Raw genomic sequence first — 20,749 nt, 5'->3', positions numbered from 1 at the left:
GGACTGGAGCATGCAACTGAATTCCACCGAAATCAGCGAACTGATCAAGCAGCGCATTGCTCAGTTCAATGTAGTGAGCGAAGCTCACAATGAAGGTACTATCGTTTCCGTCAGCGACGGGATCATCCGCGTACACGGCTTGGCCGAAGTTATGCAGGGCGAAATGATCGCGCTGCCAGGCAACCGTTACGCAATCGCATTGAACCTGGAGCGCGACTCCGTCGGTGCCGTGGTTATGGGTCCGTACGCGGATCTGGCCGAAGGCATGAAGGTTAAATGTACCGGCCGTATCCTGGAAGTTCCAGTCGGTCGTGGTCTGCTGGGCCGCGTAGTTAACACCCTGGGCGCGCCAATCGACGGCAAAGGCCCGATTGAGAACGACGGTTTCTCTCCGGTAGAAGCTATCGCGCCAGGCGTTATCGAGCGTCAGTCCGTTGATCAGCCGGTTCAGACTGGCTACAAATCCGTTGACGCCATGATTCCAATCGGCCGTGGCCAGCGTGAGCTGGTGATCGGTGACCGTCAGACCGGTAAAACCGCGCTGGCGATCGATGCGATCATCAACCAACGCGACTCCGGCATCAAATGCGTTTACGTGGCTATCGGCCAGAAAGCGTCCACCATCGCTAACGTGGTGCGCAAACTGGAAGAGCACGGCGCACTGGCCAACACCATCGTGGTGGTGGCGACCGCTTCCGAATCCGCTGCACTGCAATACCTGGCACCATACGCCGGTTGCGCAATGGGCGAATACTTCCGTGACCGCGGTGAAGATGCGCTGATCGTGTACGATGACTTGTCCAAACAGGCCGTTGCTTACCGCCAGATTTCCCTGCTGCTTCGTCGTCCGCCAGGTCGTGAAGCTTACCCAGGCGACGTATTCTACCTGCACTCCCGTTTGCTGGAGCGTGCAGCGCGCGTTAACGCCGAATACGTTGAAGCCTTCACCAAAGGTGAAGTTAAAGGCCAAACTGGTTCACTGACCGCACTGCCGATCATTGAAACCCAGGCGGGTGACGTTTCCGCGTTCGTTCCGACCAACGTAATCTCGATTACCGATGGTCAGATCTTCCTGGAATCCAACCTGTTCAACTCCGGTATTCGTCCGGCAGTTAACCCGGGTATCTCCGTATCCCGTGTTGGTGGCGCCGCGCAGACCAAGATCATGAAGAAACTGTCCGGTGGTATCCGTACCGCGCTGGCGCAGTATCGTGAACTGGCTGCGTTCTCCCAGTTCGCCTCCGATCTGGACGACGCGACCCGCAAACAGCTGAGCCACGGTCAGAAAGTGACCGAGCTGCTGAAACAGAAACAGTATGCGCCGATGTCGGTCGCACAACAGTCTCTGGTGCTGTTTGCCGCAGAACGCGGTTACCTGAACGACGTCGAAGTCGCCAAAGTGGTGAGCTTCGAAGCCGCGCTGGTCGCCTATGCGGACCGCGAGCACGCCGAGCTGCTGAACCACATCAACCAAACTGGCAACTTCAATGACGAGATCGAGGGCAAGTTGAAAGACATCCTCGAGACCTTCAAGAAAACCCAGTCCTGGTAACGCCGAACGGTCCTGCTGTTGAAAGACAGCAGGCCGTCTGGCACTGAGGAGAAGCAGAGATGGCCGGCGCAAAAGAGATACGTAGTAAGATCGCTAGCGTGCAAAACACGCAAAAGATCACTAAAGCGATGGAAATGGTCGCCGCCTCCAAAATGCGTAAATCGCAGGATCGCATGGCGGCCAGCCGTCCTTATGCAGAGACCATGCGCAAAGTGATTGGTCACCTTGCGTTAGGGAATCTGGAGTACAAGCACCCGTACCTGGATGAGCGTGACGTTAAGCGCGTTGGGTATCTGGTGGTGTCTACTGACCGTGGTCTCTGCGGCGGCTTGAACATCAACCTGTTCAAAAAGCTGCTGGCGGAGATGAAAGCCTGGTCCGAAAAAGGCGTCGAAACCGATTTGGCGCTGATTGGCTCTAAAGCGGCCTCTTTCTTTGGCTCCGTGGGCGGCAACGTGGTTGCCCAAGTGACCGGCATGGGGGACAAACCTTCCCTGTCGGATCTTATCGGGCCGGTGAAAGTGATGCTGCAGGCCTACGACGAAGGTCGTTTGGACAAGCTGTACATTGTCAGCAACAAATTTGTTAATACGATGTCCCAAGAGCCGCAGGTGCTTCAGCTGCTGCCGTTACCGCCAGCCGATGACGAAGAGCTGAAGAAAACGCCTTGGGATTACCTGTATGAACCCGATCCAAAAGTGCTGCTTGATACCTTGCTGCGCCGCTATGTGGAGTCGCAGGTTTATCAGGGCGTCGTGGAAAACCTGGCCAGCGAGCAGGCCGCACGAATGGTCGCGATGAAAGCCGCAACCGATAACGGCGGTAGCCTGATCAAAGAGCTGCAGTTGGTATACAACAAGGCGCGTCAGGCCAGCATCACTCAGGAACTCACCGAGATCGTTTCGGGAGCCTCCGCGGTTTAAGCTAGGTTTACGAATTACGTAGAGGATTCAAGATGGCTACTGGAAAGATTATCCAGGTAATCGGCGCCGTGGTGGACGTCGAGTTCCCTCAGGATGCCGTACCAAAAGTGTACGACGCCCTTGAGGTAGAAAACGGCACCGAAAAACTGGTGTTGGAAGTTCAGCAACAGCTGGGCGGTGGCGTGGTTCGCTGTATCGCAATGGGGACCTCCGACGGTCTGCGTCGCGGTCTGAAAGTGAACAACCTGGACCACCCGATTGAAGTGCCGGTGGGTAAAGCTACCCTGGGCCGTATCATGAACGTATTGGGTCAACCGATCGACATGAAAGGCGACATCGGCGAAGAAGAGCGTTGGGCGATTCACCGCGCGGCGCCGAGCTACGAAGAGCTGTCCAGCTCCCAGGAACTGCTGGAAACCGGTATCAAGGTAATGGACCTGATTTGTCCGTTCGCCAAGGGCGGTAAAGTCGGTCTGTTCGGCGGTGCGGGCGTAGGTAAAACCGTAAACATGATGGAGCTGATCCGTAACATCGCGATCGAGCACTCCGGTTATTCCGTGTTTGCGGGTGTGGGCGAGCGTACTCGTGAGGGTAACGACTTCTACCACGAAATGACCGACTCCAACGTTCTGGACAAAGTATCCCTGGTTTACGGCCAGATGAACGAGCCACCAGGTAACCGTCTGCGCGTTGCGCTGACCGGTCTGACCATGGCGGAGAAATTCCGTGACGAAGGCCGTGACGTTCTGCTGTTCGTTGACAACATCTACCGTTACACCCTGGCCGGTACCGAAGTGTCCGCACTTCTGGGCCGTATGCCATCCGCGGTAGGTTATCAGCCAACGCTGGCGGAAGAGATGGGCGTTCTGCAAGAACGTATCACCTCGACCAAGACCGGTTCCATCACTTCCGTACAGGCCGTTTACGTTCCTGCGGATGACTTGACTGACCCGTCACCAGCCACCACCTTTGCGCACTTGGACGCAACCGTGGTACTGAGCCGTAACATCGCTTCTCTGGGTATCTACCCGGCCGTTGACCCGCTGGATTCCACCAGCCGTCAGCTGGATCCGCTGGTTGTTGGCCAGGAGCACTACGACGTAGCGCGTGGCGTGCAGTCCATTCTGCAACGCTACCAGGAACTGAAAGATATCATCGCGATCCTGGGTATGGACGAGCTGTCTGAAGAAGACAAACTGGTCGTATCCCGTGCGCGTAAGATCCAACGTTTCCTGTCTCAGCCGTTCTTCGTGGCAGAAGTCTTCACCGGTTCTCCGGGCAAGTTCGTATCGCTGAAAGACACCATCCGTGGTTTCAAAGGCATTATGGACGGCGACTATGACCACCTGCCGGAGCAGGCGTTCTACATGGTTGGCACCATTGAAGAAGCAGTGGAAAAAGCCAAGAAACTGTAACGCCTTGAGAGGAGGGTGATATGGCTATGACTTACCATCTGGATGTAGTCAGCGCGGAAAAACAGATGTTTTCCGGCCTGGTGCAGAAGATCCAGGTGACAGGCAGCGAAGGTGAACTGGGGATCTTCCCTGGCCATGCGCCGCTGCTGACTGCCATCAAGCCTGGCATGGTGCGTATTGTTAAGCAGCACGGTGAAGAAGAGTTCATCTACCTGTCCGGCGGCATCCTTGAGGTGCAGCCGAGCGTGGTTACCGTGCTGGCGGACACTGCTATCCGTGGTACTGACCTCGACGAAGCGAGAGCGTTGGAAGCTAAGCGTAAAGCTGAAGAACACATTCGCAGCTCTCATGGCGATGTCGACTATGCTCAGGCATCCGCTGAACTGGCGAAAGCGATCGCAAAACTGCGCGTTATCGAGCTCACCAGAAAAGCGATGTAATGTTTGGGTGTTCTGCACCCAACTTTAAGAAAGCGGCCTATAGGGTCGCTTTTTTTTTACTTTAAAATAAGCATTTCAGCCCGGCGGGCGGTGTGGTGTATAACCCCTGATATTGGGAAGGAAACGTCGCCGAACGCCGACAGTTTTTTCGTCCTGAAGCCGAATCGGCCATGGTGGCGGCAGGCCAAGAGCCGCGCGGCCTGCGCCGGGTTCGTGATGAGAAATATGTAGTAATATCGTCGCTAAACGGTTTTACTTTCGTCTATCAAAATGGAGTTATCAGGTTGCTTATGTCGAACAGCGCAATGAGCGTGGTCATCCTCGCCGCAGGCAAGGGTACGCGCATGTATTCCGATCTTCCCAAAGTGTTGCATCCTTTGGCCGGCAAGCCGATGGTGCAGCACGTCATTGATGCCGCGATGAAACTGGGCGCGCAACATGTTCACCTGGTATACGGCCACGGCGGCGATTTGTTGAAAAGCACGCTGACTGACGGCGCGCTGAACTGGGTGCTGCAGGCCGAGCAACTGGGTACCGGTCATGCAATGCAGCAGGCTGCGCCGCACTTTGCCGACGATGAAGACGTGCTGATGTTATACGGCGACGTGCCGTTGATCTCCGTAGATACGTTGCAACGCCTGCTGGCGGCCAAGCCGCAGGGCGGCATTGGTCTGCTGACGGTCAAGTTGGACGATCCGAGCGGTTACGGCCGTATCGTGCGCGAGCAGGGCAACGTGGTGGGCATCGTCGAACACAAGGATGCCAGCGAGGCGCAGCGCCAGATTAACGAAATCAATACCGGCATCCTGGTGGCGAACGGGCGCGATCTGAAGCGCTGGCTGGGGATGTTGAATAACGACAACGCACAGGGCGAGTTTTACATCACCGATATCATTGCGTTGGCCCATGCCGACGGCAAAAAAATCGAGGCTGTGCACCCGTCGCGCCTGAGTGAAGTGGAAGGCGTAAACAACCGCCTGCAGCTGGCGACCCTGGAGCGCGTCTTCCAGTCGGAACAGTCTGAAAAGCTGTTGTTGGCCGGCGTGATGTTGCTGGATCCGGCGCGTTTCGATCTGCGCGGGGAACTTGTTCACGGCCGCGACATCACTATTGATGCGAATGTGATTATCGAAGGTCACGTCAAGCTGGGCGACCGAGTGAAAATCGGCGCCGGCTGCGTGCTGAAAAACTGCGTGATTGGCGATGACTGCGAGATCAGCCCTTACAGCGTGCTGGAAGACAGCGTGCTGGAGGCCGACTGCACCGTGGGGCCGTTCGCCCGCCTGCGCCCAGGCGCGGAGCTGGCGGCAGGGGCCCACGTCGGCAACTTCGTGGAAATGAAAAAAGCGCGTCTGGGCAAAGGCTCCAAGGCCGGCCACCTCAGCTACCTGGGCGATGCCGAAATCGGCGATGACGTGAATATCGGCGCCGGCACCATCACCTGCAACTACGATGGCGCCAACAAGCACAAGACGCTGATCGGCGACGGCGTATTCGTCGGTTCCGATACTCAGCTGGTGGCGCCGGTGTCAGTCGGCAAAGGCTCCACCATCGCCGCCGGCACCACGGTGACGCGCGATATCGCCGAGAACGAATTGGTGCTGAGCCGCGTCAAGCAGGTGCACATTCAGGGCTGGCAACGTCCGGTGAAGAAGAAGTCATAGTGTGTTTTGCGTTGGGCTCCGTTCACGAGCCCAATACAAAACATAATAACCCCACCATCTACAGGCTCGGGGGACGCACGGTAAAAACCGGCAAAAATCAGGTCAAGGCATCGAAAGCGCCCATGAAGGGCGTTCATTAGGAATATAACTGATGTGTGGAATTGTAGGCGCAGTAGCGCAACGTGATATCGCAGAAATCCTGTTGGAAGGTTTACGTCGTCTCGAGTACCGCGGTTATGACTCCGCCGGTCTGGCGGTGGTCGACGAGAAAGGCAACGTCAGTCGCCTGCGCCGCGTAGGCAAGGTACAAAAACTGGCCGAAGCGGCGGAGCAAACCGATCTACACGGCGGTACCGGCATCGCTCACACCCGCTGGGCAACGCACGGTGAACCGACCGAGGCGAACGCGCACCCGCATGTTTCCGACTACATTACCGTAGTGCATAACGGCATCATCGAAAACCACGAACCGCTGCGCGAACTGCTGATCGAACGCGGTTATCGCTTCAGCTCCGAAACCGACACCGAAGTGATTGCGCACCTGGTGCACTGGGAACAACTGCAAGGCGGTACGCTGCTGGAAGTGGTTCAGCGCGTGATCCCACAGCTGCGCGGCGCCTACGGCACCGTGGTGATGGACAGCCGCGATCCGAGCGTATTGGTCGCTGCGCGCTCCGGCAGCCCGTTGGTTATCGGCCGCGGTGTCGGGGAAAACTTCATCGCTTCCGATCAGCTGGCGCTGCTGCCGGTCACCCGCCGCTTCATCTTCCTGGAAGAAGGCGACGTGGTGGAAGTGACTCGCCGCACCGTCAACATCTTCGACAAGCAGGGCAACGCCATCGAGCGCCCTGAGATCGAATCCCAGGTGCAGTATGACGCCGGCGACAAGGGCGCTTACCGTCACTACATGCAAAAAGAGATCTACGAACAGCCGCTGGCGCTGAAAAACACCCTGGAAGGGCGTTTCAGCCATGGCCAAATCAACCTGAGCGAGCTGGGCCCGCGTGCCGATGAGCTGTTGGCCAAGGTGCAGCACGTGCAGATTATCGCCTGTGGCACTTCTTACCACTCAGGTATGGTGGCGCGCTACTGGTTTGAAGCGTTGGCCGGCGTGCCATGCGATGTCGAGATCGCGTCCGAATTCCGTTACCGCAAATCGGCGGTGCGTCCAGGCAGCCTGATCATCACCTTGTCGCAATCCGGCGAAACCGCCGACACATTAGCGGCGCTGCGCCTGTCCAAAGAGCTGGGTTATCTCGGTTCGCTGGCCGTTTGTAACGTGGCGGGTTCTTCGCTGGTGCGCGAATCCGATCTGGCGTTGATGACCAAGGCCGGCACGGAAATCGGCGTAGCTTCGACCAAAGCCTTCACCACGCAGCTCACCGTGCTGTTGATGCTGGTGGCACGTCTGGGCCGTCTGAAAGGCATGGCGGAAAGCGTGGAGCAGGAGATCGTGCACGGCCTGCAGGCGCTGCCGGCGCGCATCGAGCAGATGCTGTCGATGGATAAAGAGATCGAAGCGCTGGCGGAAGGGTTCTCCGACAAGCACCATGCGCTGTTCCTCGGCCGCGGCGATCAGTATCCGATCGCCATGGAAGGGGCGCTGAAGCTGAAAGAGATCTCCTATATTCACGCCGAAGCTTATGCGGCGGGCGAGCTGAAACACGGCCCGCTGGCGCTGATCGACGCCGATATGCCGGTGATCGTGGTGGCGCCGAACAATGAACTGCTGGAAAAGCTGAAGTCCAACATTGAAGAAGTGCGCGCGCGCGGCGGCCAGCTGTACGTGTTCGCCGATCAGGACGCCGGTTTCGTCAGCAGCGAAGGCATGACCATCATTCCTCTGCCACACGTCGAGGAAATCGTGGCGCCGATCTTCTACACCGTGCCGTTGCAGCTGCTGTCTTACCACGTGGCGCTGATCAAAGGCACCGACGTTGACCAGCCGCGCAACCTGGCGAAGTCTGTCACCGTAGAGTAATCTGCCGCAGGTAAACTGCAAAAGCCGGCCTTAGCGCCGGCTTTTTTCATGAGCAACGCGAAAGATGACTGCGGCGCCTATTCAGGGATAAACGTTGTCATATTCAAGCGGATAGGCCGCGCCAAAACGGTTTTTTTATTGCTTGGCAATTGCGCTGTTTTTGATTTAACGAATTGATTTTTATATAAATCATTACTCCTCAAATACACTGTAATATAACTGTCATATTGCGTACATTTTTCTGTCACCAAACTGTCCTATTTTCCCTCCTGCAGCAATACTTACTCTGATTAAAACGACTCGAAGTCGATTTTAAGTATCCCATTAGGAGGGATTATGAAACTGATGCGTACCACCGTCGCCAGTATTGTGGCAGCGACCTTCTCCCTGACCGCCGTGTCCGCGTTCGCTGCTGCCAGCCTGACCGGTGCAGGTGCGACATTCCCCGCTCCGGTTTACGCCAAGTGGGCAGATTCTTATCAGAAAGAAACCGGCAACAAAGTTAACTATCAGGGCATCGGCTCCTCTGGCGGCGTGAAGCAAATCGTGGCCAACACCGTTGACTTTGGCGCCTCCGATGCCCCGCTGTCTGACGACAAGCTGGCGGCCGACGGCCTGTTCCAGTTCCCGACCGTGATCGGCGGCGTGGTGCTGGCCGTGAATATCCCGGGCATCAAATCCGGCGAACTGACTCTGGACGGTAAAACCCTGGGCGATATCTACCTGGGCAACGTCAAAAAATGGAACGACCCGGCTATCACCAAGCTGAACCCAGGCGTGAAACTGCCTGACCAGAACATCGCCGTGGTGCGCCGCGCCGACGGTTCCGGCACCTCGTTCGTGTTCACCAGCTACCTGTCCAAGGCCAACGCGCAGTGGAAAGAGAAGATTGGCGCCGGTTCTACCGTTAACTGGCCGACCGGTCTGGGCGGCAAAGGCAACGACGGCATCGCCGCCTTCGTTCAGCGTCTGCCAGGCTCTATCGGCTACGTAGAATACGCTTACGCCAAGCAGAACAACCTGGCTTACACCAAGCTGGTTTCCGCCGACGGCAAACCGGTCAGCCCGACCGAAGAGAGCTTCAGCAACGCGGCCAAAGGCGTGGATTGGAGCAAGACCTTCGCTCAGGATCTGACTGACCAGAAAGGCGACAACGTGTGGCCAATCACCTCCACCACCTTCATCCTGGTGCACAAAGAGCAGAAAAACCCTGCTCAGGGCGCCGAAGTGCTGAAGTTCTTCGACTGGGCTTACAAAACCGGCGCCAAGCAGGCGAACGAGCTGGATTACGCCACCCTGCCGACAGAAGTGGTTGAGCAGGTGCGCGCGGCCTGGAAAACCAACGTAAAAGACAGTTCAGGTAAAGCGCTGTACTAACAACGCAGGGGCGCGGGTTCGCCGCGCCCCACACAGTTCTTCAGGCTCCGATCCCGGTTGGGGCTGCCAGGGTTCAAACAGAGAGTAATCTATGGCTGAGTACAAGCCGACCATCAAAGCACCGGGCAAAAACGGTGACATCATTTTCAGCGCGCTGGTGAGACTGGCTGCGCTGATTACCCTATTGTTGCTGGGCGGCATCATCGTTTCGCTGATCTTCGCCTCCTGGCCAAGCATGCAGAAATTCGGCTTCGCCTTCCTGTGGACCAAAGAGTGGGATGCGCCGGCGGAGCAGTTCGGCGCGCTGGTGCCGATCTACGGCACCGTGGTCACCTCGCTTATCGCGCTGATCATCGCCGTGCCGGTGAGTTTCGGCATCGCGCTGTTCCTGACCGAACTGGCGCCGAACTGGTTGAAGCGGCCGCTGGGCATCGCCATTGAGCTGCTGGCGGCCATCCCGAGCATCGTCTACGGCATGTGGGGCCTGTTCGTGTTCGCTCCACTGTTCGCCGAATACTTCCAGACGCCGGTGGGCGAAGTGTTGTCGGGCATTCCGATCGTCGGCGAGCTGTTCTCCGGCCCCGCCTTCGGCATCGGCATCCTGGCCGCCGGGGTGATCCTGGCGATCATGATCATTCCTTACATCGCTGCGGTCATGCGCGACGTGTTCGAACAGACCCCGGTAATGATGAAAGAGTCGGCCTACGGCATCGGCTGCACCACCTGGGAAGTCATCTGGCGCATCGTGCTGCCGTTCACCAAAAACGGCGTCATCGGCGGCGTGATGTTGGGCCTGGGCCGTGCGCTGGGGGAAACCATGGCGGTGACCTTTATCATCGGCAACACCTACCAGCTCGACAGCGCTTCGCTGTACATGCCGGGCAACAGCATCACCTCGGCGCTGGCCAACGAATTCGCCGAAGCCGAGTCCGGCGTGCACACCGCCGCGTTGATGGAGCTGGGCCTGATTCTGTTTGTTATCACCTTTATCGTGCTGGCGCTGTCGAAACTGATGATCATGCGTCTGGCCAAGAATGAGGGGCGTTAACATGGCGACGATGGATATGCAAAACGCAGTCGTTCTGGCGGAAAGCCGCCGCAAAATGCAGGCCTGGCGCCGGCAAAAAAACCGCCTCGCGCTGTTCCTGTCGATGGCGACCATGGCGTTCGGGCTGTTCTGGTTGATCTGGATCCTGATCGCCACCGTCACCAAAGGCTTCGACGGTATGTCGCTGGCGCTGTTCACCGAAATGACCCCGCCGCCGAATACCGCGGGCGGCGGCTTGGCCAACGCCATCGCCGGCAGCGGCCTGTTGATCCTGTGGGCGACCCTCTTCGGTACACCGCTGGGCATCATGGCCGGCATCTACCTGGCGGAATACGGCCGTAAATCCTGGCTGGCGGAAGTGATCCGCTTTATCAACGATATCCTGCTGTCCGCACCGTCGATCGTGGTGGGCCTGTTCGTTTACACCATCGTGGTGGCGAAGATGGAACACTTCTCCGGTTGGGCCGGTATCGTGGCGCTGGCGCTGCTGCAGGTGCCGATCGTCATTCGTACCACCGAGAACATGCTGAAGCTGGTGCCGGATACGCTGCGCGAGGCCGCCTACGCCCTGGGCACGCCGAAATGGCGCATGATTTCCGCCATCACGCTGAAGGCGTCGGTGTCCGGCATCATCACCGGCGTGCTGCTGGCGATTGCGCGCATCGCGGGGGAAACCGCACCGCTGCTGTTCACCTCGCTGTCGAACCAGTTCTGGAGCACCGACCTGATGCAGCCGATCGCCAACCTGCCGGTGACCATCTTCAAATTCGCCATGAGCCCGTTCGCCGAATGGCAACAGCTGGCCTGGGCCGGGGTGCTGTTGATCACCCTGTGCGTACTGTTACTGAATATCCTGGCGCGCGTGGTTTTCGCCAAGAAAAAGCATTCATAAAATTTTGAGCGCCGTTTTGGCGGCGCTGATGAAAAGAGAGAAGTCTTGATGAGTATGGTTACTGACGCTTCCAGCAGCAAAATTCAGGTACGCGATCTGAACTTCTACTATGGCAAATTCCATGCGCTGAAGAACATCACGCTGGATATCGCCAAGAACAAGGTCACCGCGTTTATCGGCCCGTCCGGCTGCGGCAAATCCACCCTGCTGCGCACCTTCAACAAGATGTACCAGCTGTACCCGGAACAGCGCGCGGAAGGCGGCATCCTGCTGGACGGCCAGAACATCCTGACCGACAACTCGGATATCGCGCTGCTGCGCGCCAAGGTCGGCATGGTGTTCCAGAAGCCGACGCCGTTCCCGATGTCGATTTACGACAACATCGCTTTCGGCGTTCGCCTGTTTGAAAAGCTGTCGCGCGCCGATATGGACGAACGCGTGCAGTGGGCGCTGACCAAGGCGGCGCTGTGGAACGAAACCAAGGACAAGCTGCACCAGAGCGGCTACAGCCTCTCCGGCGGCCAGCAGCAGCGTCTGTGCATCGCCCGCGGCATCGCCATTCGTCCGGAAGTGCTGTTGCTGGATGAACCTTGCTCGGCGCTGGATCCGATCTCCACCGGCAAGATTGAAGAGTTGATCAGCGAGCTGAAGGCCGATTACACCGTGGTGATCGTAACGCACAACATGCAGCAGGCGGCGCGCTGCTCCGACTCTACCGCATTTATGTATCTGGGCGAGCTGATCGAGTTCAGTGATACTGATAACCTGTTCACTGCGCCGCAGAAAAAGCAGACTGAAGACTACATCACTGGCCGTTATGGTTGATAGGAAGCATCATGGATAACCTGAATTTAAACAAACACATTTCCGGCCAGTTCAACGCAGAGCTCGAGCATATCCGCACCCAGGTGCTGACCATGGGCGGGCTGGTGGAGCAACAGCTGACCGACGCCATCACCGCGATGCACAATCAGGATGGCGAGTTGGCCAAGCGCGTGATCGAAGGCGACGCCAAGGTCAACATGATGGAAGTGGCGATCGACGAAGCCTGCGTGCGCATCATCGCCAAGCGTCAGCCGACCGCCAGCGATCTGCGCCTGGTCATGGCGATCATCAAAACCATTTCCGAGCTGGAGCGTATCGGCGACGTGGCGGACAAAATCTGCCGCACCGCGCTGGAGAAGTTCTCGCACCAGCACCAGCCGCTGCTGGTCAGCCTGGAATCGCTGGGGCGCCACACTGTGCAGATGCTGCACGACGTGCTGGACGCGTTTGCGCGCATGGATCTGGACGAGGCGATCCGTATTTACCGCGAAGATAAAAAGGTCGACCAGGAATACGAAGGCATCGTGCGTCAGCTGATGACCTACATGATGGAAGACTCACGCACCATCCCGAGCGTGCTGACCGCGTTGTTCTGCGCCCGTTCTATCGAGCGTATCGGCGACCGCTGCCAGAACATCTGCGAATTTATCTTCTATTTTGTCAAAGGGCAGGACTTCCGTCATTTGGGTGGCGACGCCCTGGAAAAGCTGCTCTCTCCGGGCGCTAAAGACGAAAAAGCCGACTAACCCTTTCCGGGTAATATCCTTCAAAGGCGCGGTTTCCCGCGCCTTTATTCCATCTTAAGCGCGTAAAGATAAAAAGGTTATAAATATAGCTTTTTATATTATTTCCTGACCTATGTGGCGCTTGCTAGCTTATCCGCCAGCAGGACATCAACCACTTAGGAGCTTTCTATGAAACATCGCGCTTTGGCCTTAACGTTGTTAGCCAGTCTGACCGGCCTCGCCGCCGGCGCCGCGCACGCGGACAAACTTGACGATATCAAGCAAGCCGGCGTGGTGCGCATCGCGGTGTTCGACAGCAACCCGCCGTTCGGCTACATCGATCCGCAGAGCAAGAAGCTGGTGGGCTACGATGTGGACGTCGCCGACGCGATCGGCAAAGCGCTGGGGGTAAAAGTGGAGCTGCGCGCCACCAACCCGGCCAACCGCATTCCGCTGCTGGTGTCGAAGAAGGTTGACCTGATCGCCGCCAACTTCACCATTACCGACGAGCGCGCCAAGGAAGTGAACTTCAGCGTGCCGTACTTTGCCACCGGCCAGAAATTCATCGCCCGCAAAGGCGTGCTGAAAACCCCGGAAGACATCAAGAAGCTGCGCATCGGCGCGGACAAGGGCACGGTGCAGGAAATCACCCTGCGCGAGCGTTTCCCGACGGCGAAAGTGATCTCCTACGATGACACCCCGCTGGCGTTCGTGGCGCTGCGCAACGGCAACGTGCAGGCGATCACTCAGGATGACGCCAAGCTGGTCGGCCTGCTCGGCAACCTGCCGGCGGCACAGAAGGCGGAATTTGAAATTTCGCCGTTCAGTCTTACCAAAGAATACCAGGGCGTCGGCATTCCCAAGGGCGAAGATCGCCTGACCGCCGCGGTGAACGAGACGCTGATCACGCTGGAAAAAGACGGCGAAGCGGTTAAGATTTACGATCGCTGGTTCGGGCCGGAAACCCAATCCGCCCAACCGCGCGGCGATTTCAAAATCGCGCCTTTGGATCAGCAACCGAAAGCCTGATTTAACCGCTCGCGCTGAGATCGGCACGGAGGGGCGCAGCTTGCTGCGCCCCTGATGCATTCTGCAAGACAAGGATTGAACATGAACCTGGACTGGCTGCTGGCGCCGCAATACCTGAGCTGGCTGTGGCACGGCTTTCTGCTGACGCTGTGGCTTTCCGCCTGCGCGGGCCTGGCGGCCACGCTGCTGGGCTTTGTGCTGGCGGCGATGCGCGACAGCAGCCTGCGGCCGTTGCGCTGGCTGGCGATGGGGTACAGCTCGCTGTTTCGCAATACGCCGCTGCTGGTGCAGCTGTTCTTCTGGTACTTCGCCGCCGGGCAGATCCTGCCGTCCGCCGCCATGCAATGGCTGAACAGTTCACATCAGGTTGGCCCGCTTGAGTGGCCGTCGTTCGAGTTTCTCGCCGGTTTCTTCGGCCTGACGCTCTACTCCACCGCCTTTATCGCCGAAGAGATCCGTTCCGGTATTCGCGGCGTCGCCGGCGGGCAGAAATATGCCGCGCAGGCGCTGGGGCTGACCGGCTGGCAGGCGATGCGCTACGTGGTACTGCCACAGGCGCTGAAAATCGCGCTGCCGCCGCTGCTGGGCCAATACATGAACGTGATCAAGAACTCGTCGCTGACCATGGCAATCGGCGTTGCCGAACTCTCTTACGCCTCGCGCCAGGTCGAAACCGAAACGTTGCGCACCTTCCAGGCGTTCGGCGTGGCGACGGTGCTGTATATCGCCATTATCGCGCTGCTGGAAGGCTGGGGCATGTGGCGCCAACAGCGTAAACCGCTGGGAGGACATTGAGATGGATTTCAGCGTAATTCACGATAACCTGGGCTACCTGCTGTGGGGCACCTGGCCGGATGGCCCATTAGGCGGCGCCGCGCTGACGTTGGCGATCAGCCTGATGGCTGGCGTAGCCTCGGCGGTGCTCGGCACGTTATTCGGCGTGGCGCTGGCGATGTCGCGCGGCGTCGCCGCCGGGCTGCTGGCGGCGGTGCTGGGCTTTTTCCGCGCCATTCCGGTCATCATGCTGATCTTTTGGACCTATTTCCTGCTGCCGATGGTGTTTGGCGTCGAGATCCCGGAAATCACTACCGTGGTGTGCGCGCTGGCGCTGATCGCTTCGGCCTATCTGGCCCATGCGGTGAAGGCCGGCATCGCCGCGATCGGTCCCGGCCAGTGGCAGGCCGGGCTTTCTCTGGGGCTGACCCGTTGGCAGACGCTGCGCATGATCGTGCTGCCGCAGGCGCTGCGCATGATGGTGCCGTCGTTCATCAACCAGTGGATCTCCCTGATCAAAGACACCTCGCTGGCTTATATCGTCGGCGTTGGCGAACTGACCTTTCTGGCGACCCAGGTCAACAACCGCAGCATGGTCTACCCGATGGAAGTGTTCCTGTTCGTGGCGCTGGTCTATTTCGTGTTCTGTCTGGCGCTCGATCTGCTGGCCAACGCGGTCAACCGCCGCTTCGGCGCGCAAACCCGCGCGCTAAAACGGTCCTGGCGCTGGTGGCGCAACAAGCCACCGTTGCCGGCCAGTTAATCGGCCGTCAGCCGCCAGCCGCGTTCGCGCCACAGCGCGGGCAGCTGAGCCAGGTTGTCAAAGGTCGTTACCAATGGGTGATCGATCGGCGGGTTATGCGGATCGGCGCAGAAGTAAAAGACCGGAATGCCGGCGTTGATGCCGGCCTGGGCGCCGGCGGGCGAGTCGTCCACCAGGATGCAGCGCGTCACCGGCACCTGCATCTGTTCGGCGGCGTGAAACACGATCGCCGGATCCGGCTTCCAGCGCTGAATGTCATAGCCGCTGAACAACCGGTCATCAAAATAAGGCAGCATGCCGGTCAGGCCGAGCGAGTGCTGCATCTTGCTGACCGGCCCGTTGGAGACGGTGCAGACAGGTACCGTCACCTGCGCCAGCAGCTCGCGGGCGCCGGCAATCTGCTGTAATTCGCTGTCGAACAGCCGCGCCACTTCCTGCCGATACAGTGGCTCCAGTGTCTCTTTTGCCAGGTCAGTGCCCTGCTCGGCGTTGACCCGATCGATGATCTCGTACAGCTTCACCCCTTTGTATTTCTTGAATACCTCTTCCAGCGACAGGTGAATACCGTAGTGGGCGAACATGTGTACATAGGCTTTGCTGCACAGCACTTCGCTGTCCACCAGCGTGCCGTCGCAGTCGAACAAAATGCAGTCAATCTGATTCATGCGGGACAGGTTCCTTCGGGTTAACGCCGCTGAGGCCGCTCAGCGATCACTTGATCAGGCTACGCGCCTTAAGATCGTGCAAAATCAGTGCGGCGACGTGCGAGCAGTGCGGCAAGTCGCGGCTGTCGCACCATCTCAGCTCGGCGATTTCGGCGGCCGGCTGCAGCTGCCCGGTAAAGTCGGCCTGGTAGCAGCGAATGCGCACCTGGGTGCCGTCCTGTTTGCCGTCCGCCGGGCCGGCGAACTCGCCGTAAAATGCGATGGAGTTCGGCAGCAGCGCAACGGTCAGCTCTTCGTCGATTTCGCGGCACAGCGCCTGTTCGTCGGTTTCACCCGCTTCGCGTTTTCCGCCCGGCATATAAAACAGCGTCTTATTATGTGAGCGCACCAGCGCCACTTTGTCATCTTTCAGCGCGATCAACGCGAGCTTATCGATAAAGGTCGAAGACATGCGGATTCCTGTTTTTTTAGCGGGTAGGGTAAGAGATGCGATAGGCCATTTTATCGGCCGTGCCGGCAAACGGCAACGCAGCGGGCGGCAACGGGGGATGAATGCCTGTAAATACAAGCCGTTGAGGCGTTTAGCCGTAAAGACGGCGAAAAAAACCTGTGACCGGCGTCAAAAGCCCCACTTTTTGTTATAGGATAGCCGGCGACTGTCCATTCCCATTTTCGGAATTCTGATAATGACCAAACCAGTATCTGGCCTTGACGCTGAGCAAGGCTTGCTTGGGCGCGTGTTTAAACTCAAGCAACATGGCACGACGGCGCGTACGGAAACGATTGCCGGTATCACCACCTTCCTCACCATGGTGTATATCGTGTTCGTTAACCCGCAAATTTTGGGCGCGGCGGGCATGGATACCCAGGCGGTATTTGTCACCACCTGTCTGATCGCCGCCTTTGGCAGCATCTTTATGGGCCTGCTGGCGAACCTGCCGGTGGCGCTGGCGCCGGCGATGGGCCTGAACGCCTTCTTCGCCTTCGTGGTAGTCGGGGCGATGGGCATCTCCTGGCAGGTGGGCATGGGCGCCATCTTCTGGGGGGCGGTCGGCCTGCTGCTGCTGACCATTTTCCGCATCCGCTACTGGATGATCGCCAACATACCGGTCAGCCTGCGGGTCGGCATCACCAGCGGCATCGGTCTGTTCATCGGCATGATGGGGCTGAAAAACGCCGGCATCGTGGTGGCCAACCCGGACACGCTGGTGACCATCGGTAGCCTGACCTCGCACAATGTGCTGCTGGGGGCACTCGGCTTCTTCATCATCGCCGTGCTCTCTTCGCGCAACTTCCATGCGGCGGTGCTGGTGTCAATCGTGGTCACCACCCTGATCGGCTGGATGCTGGGCGACGTGAAATACGGCGGCCTGTTCTCCCTGCCGCCGAGCATCACCTCGGTGGTGGGCCAGGTCGACGTGGCCGGCGCGCTGAACATCGGGCTGGCCGGGATCATCTTCTCGTTTATGCTGGTGAACCTGTTCGACTCCTCCGGCACCCTGATCGGCGTCACCGATAAAGCCGGCCTGACCGACAGCCAGGGCAAGTTCCCGCGCATGAAGCAGGCGCTGTACGTAGACAGCATCAGCTCGGTGGCCGGTTCGCTGGCGGGCACCTCTTCCGTGACCGCTTACATCGAAAGTTCGTCCGGCGTCGCCGTCGGCGGCCGCACCGGTTTAACGGCGGTGGTCACCGGCCTGCTGTTCCTGCTGGTGATCTTCCTGTCGCCGTTGGCGGGCATGGTGCCGGCCTACGCCGCCGCCGGCGCGTTGATCTACGTCGGCGTGCTGATGACCTCCAGCCTGGCGCGGGTGAAGTGGGACGATCTGACCGAAGCGGTACCGGCGTTTGTCACCGCGGTGATGATGCCGTTCAGCTTCTCGATCACCGAAGGCATTGCGCTCGGCTTTATCTCCTACTGCGTGATGAAGCTCGGCACCGGCCGCTGGCGTGAAATCAGCCCGTGCGTGGTGGTGGTGGCGCTGCTGTTCGTGCTGAAGATCGTCTTCGTCGACGGTCATTGACCGCCAAAGGGCCGACGCCTGTCGGCCCTGAACCCCTAGACGCCCGGCGTCGCATCCGGCGCCCGATCCAACACCCACTGCAACGGTCGCCTGAAGCGCGCCTGCCAACTGCCGGCGGCATCCTCGCCCTGGGCGAAGTGCAGCGTCTGCACCTGATTATCCTCCCCGAACAGATTGGCGAAGTGTAATGCCAGCGCCTGCTCGCTGAAGTTCTGCCGATCGTAATACGCCATCACGATTTTCTTTTGCGCCGCCAGCGACTGCTGGGCCGGCTTGATCTCGCCGTTGGGGGCGATCAGGAGCGCGCCGGCATAAAACTGCGGGTACTTCGCGATCAGGTTGGCGGCGTGCAGTGCGCCCTGGCCGCGGGCGCTGAGGTAAATCCGTTGGGTATTCAGCTTTAGCTGCGGAGCCAGCTGTTGCAGCGTACGCTGAATGGCGGAGTGGGTGCTCTCATCGCTGTAATTCGACCAGCGGAAGCTGTTTTCCGACAGCATTTGCGTGCCGTTGATCTCGATGTAGGCCACGCCCATTTCGCCGAACAGCAGCCGTTCTTCCGGGCTGATGGCGGCGGCTTTGCCGTAGGTATGCAGGAAGATCACCGTTGGCCAGCCTTCTGGCGGCGCTTCGCCGTCCGGCATCGCGTAGCTGGCCTTGCCTTCATAGTGGCGGGCGTGCTGCAGATAGCGCGCTTTGGTGGCGGCCAGGATCGATTGGTAGGTGGCGGAGTGTTGGATGCTGTTGAAGGCGTCGTCCTCCAGCAGGTTGTAGTAGTACCACAGGCCGCGATCGGCGCTCAGCTGCAGGTAGCGCTCCGCCAGCTCGGTTTGGCCTTTCTCCGCCGACGATACCGCCAGCTGGTAGGGCGCCCAGACGTTGCGGCCGTCTTCGCGCATCAGCGTCAGGTACAGCGACATGGCGCCCAGCTTTTTGTCTTCCTGGTTTTGCGCGGATCGCGACAGCTGGGCGTTGAGCGCACTGTGTGCCGGCAGCTCCAGCGGCTCTTCACCGGCGGGATAACGCATGTCTGCGGCGAAAGCGGGACTGGTGATGGAAACAAAAAATAACGCTAAAATGAAAAAATACATGATGCTATGGCTTTAATTTTCAATGAATTGACGGACTTCATGTCCTGTTACGGCGCCCCGCGGGCGCCGCGAGACGGTCACTCCACGCGGCGAATAAAATCGCTGAATGCGGACAGCTGGCCGGTCAGGAAATCCAGCGTTCCCTGATCGCTCAGTTCACCGGCCTGTTCATCGACCTTGCTCTGGATCACGCCGCCCATAAACTCAGGCTTGTTCATTACCATCGCATCGAGGAACACCAGGATCTGGCGCAGATGGTATTGGCAGCGCGCGCCGCCGATCGGCCCCATCGAGCTGGTTTGAATGGCGACCGGCTTGCCGGCCAGCGGCTGATTCGGCAAACGCGACAGCCAGTCGATGGCGTTCTTTAACCCGCCGGGCACGGAATAGTTATATTCAGGGGTGACGATGATCACGCCGTCGGCCTGGCGGATCTGCTCGGCGATCGCCTCGACCGCGGCAGGGAAGCCTTCACCCTGTTGCATGTCGGCGTCATACAGCGGGATATCGCGGATGGAAGGCAGCGCTTCAATGGTGACGCCTTGTGGAGCCAGGCCAGGCAGGGCGCGGGCCACCATGGCGTTGTAGGAGCCTTTGCGCAGGCTGCCGAGCAGAGTGACGATTTTCAAGGCTTGGTCTGACATGGTGATTCTCCCTTTCGAATGAGCAGATTCAGCGTACAACATGGGCGAATAGTAGGCTAAAGCGCGGGGCGAGAATAGGCGATTGCTCAACATTTAGCTGTCTTTACAATTTAATCCAGCAACTCGTGCGATAAAGACAGCGTTATCCGCTTTGCGCTGCGTTAACCGGGCGTCTTCAGGCCCGTCAGTTTGACGAAGCGCGAGGACGCCGCCGGGCTGCGCGGCGAGATTTCCCCGTCTTTGCGCAGTCCGCCGCGCTCTTCGTAGCGCCAGCACAGCAGGCGGTCCAGGCCGGGGCTGCCGGCGCAGGCCCAGCTCAGGTATTCGTCGGCGTCGCTCATCACCTGAACGTCCGGCGTGGCGCTGGAGCGCAGGTGGCCGGAGAAGGGATGCAGACGCAGCGTAGCCTGGCCGCTGTTGCCGAGGCCGGGAATTTTCAGCACGCTTTGCCGGATGCTCCACAGCTGTGTCTCTGCCTCCAGCCGATCGTCCTGCGCGGCGATCCAGGCACTTTCTGCCGGCGTCTGATGCGCGTGTTGCAGCGCGGTTTGCCGGGTGCCGCGCGCCCGCATCACTTCGATATCCAGTCCGACTTTGCCCTCGTCGCTGAGCAGCACGCCCACGGTGTTGCTGGCGTAAGCGAGGCTGAAATCGGGCAGCTGATGATCGGCGAAACAGGGGCGGCCGGTCGGCGTGGTGGCGATGGGGGGCAGCGTCGGCAGGCCGTACAGGTAGAACATCATTTCGGCGAGCAGAATACGCCCTTGCAGAAAGCGCGTGCGGCGTTTAACGGAAAAGGTGCGGGTGGCGGCTATCACTTCGTCGGAGAGTCTCTGGGTATCCAGGACAGCGGAGGCCGGGGTCCATCGGGCAAAATGACACGCCATTGTTCACTCCATGACAGAGGGTCGCTAAGAACG

Annotated in this window: 20 protein-coding genes; 15 read left to right on the top strand and 5 right to left on the bottom strand. The window is 59.0% G+C overall.

The window, feature by feature from the left end:
* The first annotated feature begins 10 nt into the window (after nt 1–10).
* From atpA to C9411_RS17145, 14 genes are all read left to right on the top strand, one after another.
* The gene (atpA, locus tag C9411_RS17210) at nt 11–1,552 is read left to right on the top strand and encodes a F0F1 ATP synthase subunit alpha (protein WP_004933808.1); all 1,542 of its coding nucleotides are present in this window, start codon (nt 11–13) and stop codon (nt 1,550–1,552) included.
* Nucleotides 1,553–1,611: 59 nt separating this feature from the next.
* Nucleotides 1,612–2,475 carry a F0F1 ATP synthase subunit gamma gene (gene atpG / locus C9411_RS17205; protein WP_004933811.1) on the top strand — a complete coding sequence of 288 codons (864 nt, stop codon included), beginning with the start codon at nt 1,612–1,614 and terminating at the stop codon, nt 2,473–2,475.
* A gap of 32 nt (nt 2,476–2,507) precedes the next feature.
* Complete coding sequence (gene atpD / locus C9411_RS17200; RefSeq protein ID WP_004933813.1) at nt 2,508–3,890, top strand: F0F1 ATP synthase subunit beta; 1,383 nt, start codon at nt 2,508–2,510, stop codon at nt 3,888–3,890.
* 20 nt (nt 3,891–3,910) lie between these two features.
* Nucleotides 3,911–4,330, top strand: coding sequence for a F0F1 ATP synthase subunit epsilon (locus C9411_RS17195; RefSeq protein WP_004933814.1), 420 nt, complete (start codon nt 3,911–3,913; stop codon nt 4,328–4,330).
* 290 nt (nt 4,331–4,620) lie between these two features.
* Complete coding sequence (glmU, locus tag C9411_RS17190) at nt 4,621–5,994, top strand: bifunctional UDP-N-acetylglucosamine diphosphorylase/glucosamine-1-phosphate N-acetyltransferase GlmU (RefSeq protein WP_063989183.1); 1,374 nt, start codon at nt 4,621–4,623, stop codon at nt 5,992–5,994.
* 151 nt (nt 5,995–6,145) lie between these two features.
* Entirely contained in the window at nt 6,146–7,975 is a 1,830-nt protein-coding gene (gene glmS, locus C9411_RS17185) for a glutamine--fructose-6-phosphate transaminase (isomerizing) (protein ID WP_049200563.1), read from the top strand.
* A 336-nt stretch (nt 7,976–8,311) separates the two neighbouring features.
* The gene (gene pstS / locus C9411_RS17180) at nt 8,312–9,352 is read left to right on the top strand and encodes a phosphate ABC transporter substrate-binding protein PstS (protein ID WP_043140725.1); all 1,041 of its coding nucleotides are present in this window, start codon (nt 8,312–8,314) and stop codon (nt 9,350–9,352) included.
* A 91-nt stretch (nt 9,353–9,443) separates the two neighbouring features.
* Nucleotides 9,444–10,400 carry a phosphate ABC transporter permease PstC gene (pstC, locus tag C9411_RS17175; RefSeq protein WP_004933822.1) on the top strand — a complete coding sequence of 319 codons (957 nt, stop codon included), beginning with the start codon at nt 9,444–9,446 and terminating at the stop codon, nt 10,398–10,400.
* 1 nt (nt 10,401) lies between these two features.
* Nucleotides 10,402–11,292 (top strand): phosphate ABC transporter permease PstA, encoded by an 891-nt coding sequence (gene pstA / locus C9411_RS17170; protein ID WP_025304746.1) that lies wholly within the window; start codon nt 10,402–10,404, stop codon nt 11,290–11,292.
* A 54-nt stretch (nt 11,293–11,346) separates the two neighbouring features.
* Nucleotides 11,347–12,117: a phosphate ABC transporter ATP-binding protein PstB gene (pstB, locus tag C9411_RS17165; protein ID WP_016929614.1), complete on the top strand. Its 771-nt coding sequence runs from the start codon at nt 11,347–11,349 to the stop codon at nt 12,115–12,117.
* 11 nt (nt 12,118–12,128) lie between these two features.
* Nucleotides 12,129–12,863 (top strand): phosphate signaling complex protein PhoU, encoded by a 735-nt coding sequence (gene phoU, locus C9411_RS17160; RefSeq protein WP_063989181.1) that lies wholly within the window; start codon nt 12,129–12,131, stop codon nt 12,861–12,863.
* A gap of 168 nt (nt 12,864–13,031) precedes the next feature.
* Nucleotides 13,032–13,871 (top strand): ABC transporter substrate-binding protein, encoded by an 840-nt coding sequence (locus C9411_RS17155; RefSeq protein ID WP_063989180.1) that lies wholly within the window; start codon nt 13,032–13,034, stop codon nt 13,869–13,871.
* Nucleotides 13,872–13,952: 81 nt separating this feature from the next.
* Complete coding sequence (locus C9411_RS17150) at nt 13,953–14,666, top strand: amino acid ABC transporter permease (RefSeq protein ID WP_025304748.1); 714 nt, start codon at nt 13,953–13,955, stop codon at nt 14,664–14,666.
* A 1-nt stretch (nt 14,667) separates the two neighbouring features.
* Nucleotides 14,668–15,408 (top strand): amino acid ABC transporter permease, encoded by a 741-nt coding sequence (locus tag C9411_RS17145; protein ID WP_049200565.1) that lies wholly within the window; start codon nt 14,668–14,670, stop codon nt 15,406–15,408.
* Here C9411_RS17145 and yieH read toward each other — a convergent pair.
* Together yieH and C9411_RS17135 are read right to left on the bottom strand one after the other, a co-directional pair.
* Entirely contained in the window at nt 15,405–16,073 is a 669-nt protein-coding gene (gene yieH, locus C9411_RS17140) for a 6-phosphogluconate phosphatase (protein WP_063989178.1), read from the bottom strand. The two genes, C9411_RS17145 and yieH, sit on opposite strands and share 4 nt — an antisense overlap.
* Before the next feature lie 46 nt (nt 16,074–16,119).
* Complete coding sequence (locus tag C9411_RS17135; RefSeq protein ID WP_063989177.1) at nt 16,120–16,524, bottom strand: NUDIX domain-containing protein; 405 nt, start codon at nt 16,522–16,524, stop codon at nt 16,120–16,122.
* A 235-nt stretch (nt 16,525–16,759) separates the two neighbouring features.
* Between C9411_RS17135 and C9411_RS17130 the strand changes: the two genes are divergently transcribed.
* On the top strand, nt 16,760–18,097 hold the full coding sequence (locus tag C9411_RS17130; protein WP_063989176.1) for an NCS2 family permease: 1,338 nt from the start codon (nt 16,760–16,762) through the stop codon (nt 18,095–18,097).
* A 35-nt stretch (nt 18,098–18,132) separates the two neighbouring features.
* Here C9411_RS17130 and C9411_RS17125 read toward each other — a convergent pair whose 3' ends face one another.
* The 3 genes from C9411_RS17125 to C9411_RS17115 all read right to left on the bottom strand — a co-directional run bounded on the left by C9411_RS17125 (nt 18,133) and on the right by C9411_RS17115 (nt 20,716).
* Nucleotides 18,133–19,185, bottom strand: coding sequence for a hypothetical protein (locus C9411_RS17125; RefSeq protein WP_063989175.1), 1,053 nt, complete (start codon nt 19,183–19,185; stop codon nt 18,133–18,135).
* 77 nt (nt 19,186–19,262) lie between these two features.
* Entirely contained in the window at nt 19,263–19,829 is a 567-nt protein-coding gene (locus C9411_RS17120) for an NADPH-dependent FMN reductase (protein WP_025304752.1), read from the bottom strand.
* A gap of 161 nt (nt 19,830–19,990) precedes the next feature.
* Nucleotides 19,991–20,716: a 4'-phosphopantetheinyl transferase superfamily protein gene (locus tag C9411_RS17115; protein WP_107227541.1), complete on the bottom strand. Its 726-nt coding sequence runs from the start codon at nt 20,714–20,716 to the stop codon at nt 19,991–19,993.
* Nucleotides 20,717–20,749: the final 33 nt, after the last annotated feature.

The sequence above is a fragment of the Serratia sp. Nf2 genome (assembly GCF_003028435.1).
GTDB classification, from domain to species: domain Bacteria; phylum Pseudomonadota; class Gammaproteobacteria; order Enterobacterales; family Enterobacteriaceae; genus Serratia; species Serratia marcescens_L.
This window is presented reverse-complemented; position numbering and strand designations above follow the sequence as displayed.